Genomic DNA, 1,708 nt, shown 5'->3' on the forward strand with positions numbered 1-1,708 from the left:
GTAGGAGATCACCCAGCCCTTCCGGGCTGCGCTGTCGCGCAGCAAACATGAGGTGTACGGCTTCAGTTCCGCAGCGACGCTGACATTTTGAAAAAGAAAAGGCGGTTGGCCCGGTAGGGCCAGCCGCCTTTTGCTTTGTTAGGGTTCGTGTGCGCGGGACAGAGATCGTAGCCAGCACTGGTGTGTGTCCGCACACCCGCGTAGGAGAGTGATCCGCACGGTATCGGCGTGAAGTCCCTGTAGGCATCAGCTGATTCAGCTGTGACCACGTATGAGAGAGTGAACCCTTTCGCCACCGTGTGCCCCGCGCGCCCTTTATCCTGCGAGGATTCATCATGGCGCGCAAGCCTTCCAAGCAACGCTTTACCGTCGTCCATCCCGATTGCGCGGCGATCGATGTCGGTGGTCGAGAACATTTCGTGGCGGTCGATCCCCGGCACGAAAATCCCGTCCAGTCGTTCACGTCCTTTACTGACGACCTACTCAAGATGGCTAACTGGCTTGAAAGCCTGGGGATCAAGGTCGTTGCCATGGAATCCACGGGGGTTTATTGGATTCCAATTTACGAGATTCTCAGCGAGCGCGGTTTTGAGGTTTATCTCGTCAATGCCAGAGCAACTCGGCAAATCACGGGCCGTAAATCAGATGTGTTGGATTGCCAGTGGATTTGGCAGCTGATGACTCATGGACTGCTCAGAGGCGCATTCCGCCCCGATGATCTGACCTGCTGCGTCCGGTCATTGGTCAGGCAGCGTGCTTCCAAAGTGAAAGACCAGGCGCAGACGCTGAACCGTATGCAAAAGGCCATGAGCCAAATGAACATCCAGCTGGCCAATGTCATCAGTGATATTTCCGGTGTAACTGGCATGAAGATTTTGCGAGCCATCTGCGCAGGTGAACGGGACCCAGTGCAACTGGCTGAACTGACCGACCGCCGCATCAAGGCAGGCAAGGAGGCTGTCGCTCGGAGTCTTCATGGCAATTGGCGGCGCGAGCATTTGCATGCGCTAACTCAGGAATTGGCTGCCTATGACTTCCTGGAGCAGCAAATTGCTGATTGTGACGACGCCATAAAAGCCGCGTTAGAGCAGTTGCCGGTGCTGCAAAACAAGCCAGAGCCATCCAATAAGCCTTTACGGAGCCCACACCGAAACGGTGTCCAACAGACTGAATTGCATCAGACATTGTGGAAAGCTCTTGGCGTGGACCTAACCGCAATTCCAACCATTGGGGTGGACACTGCATTAGTGCTGGCAGGGGAGATCGGTACAGATCTATCACGCTTCCCGTCCTCACAGCACTTCTGCTCTTGGTTGGGACTGGCTCCCCCTACCCGAATTTCCGGCGGTCATCGACTGGCAGGTGGCGGGCCCAAAATAGTCAATCGAGCAGCTCAAGCACTCAAGCAGGCCGCATCCAATGCCCGTAACGACAAGGGTTTCATTGGTGCATCACACCGAGCCAGACTGACTCGAATGGATACCAGCTGCGCCATCAAGGCCACTGCGCATCAGTTGGCACGTCTGGTGTACAACCTGTTAACCAAGAAGCAGGCTTATGTTGAACAAGGTCTTGAGGAGTTCGAAACCAGAAGCCAAGACCGGCAGGTCCGGGCTTTGCTTCGCAAAGCCCGGAAACTGGGGTATCAACTGGTGGCCGCTTGAGTGTTTAGAAAACAATGGGTTGCATTTTGTTTGATGAGAGCGGG

1 protein-coding gene is annotated in these 1,708 nt (G+C 55.3%); it reads left to right on the forward strand.

Annotated features, from left to right (window positions below):
* Positions 1-335: 335 nt before the first annotated feature.
* Positions 336-1,664 (forward strand): IS110-like element ISPpu9 family transposase, encoded by a 1,329-nt coding sequence (locus BJQ17_RS00015; protein WP_003247474.1) that lies wholly within the window; start codon positions 336-338, stop codon positions 1,662-1,664.
* Positions 1,665-1,708 lie beyond the last annotated feature (44 nt).

Source organism: Pseudomonas sp. NBRC 111139, assembly GCF_001753955.1.
In the GTDB taxonomy this organism is placed as follows: domain Bacteria; phylum Pseudomonadota; class Gammaproteobacteria; order Pseudomonadales; family Pseudomonadaceae; genus Aquipseudomonas; species Aquipseudomonas alloputida.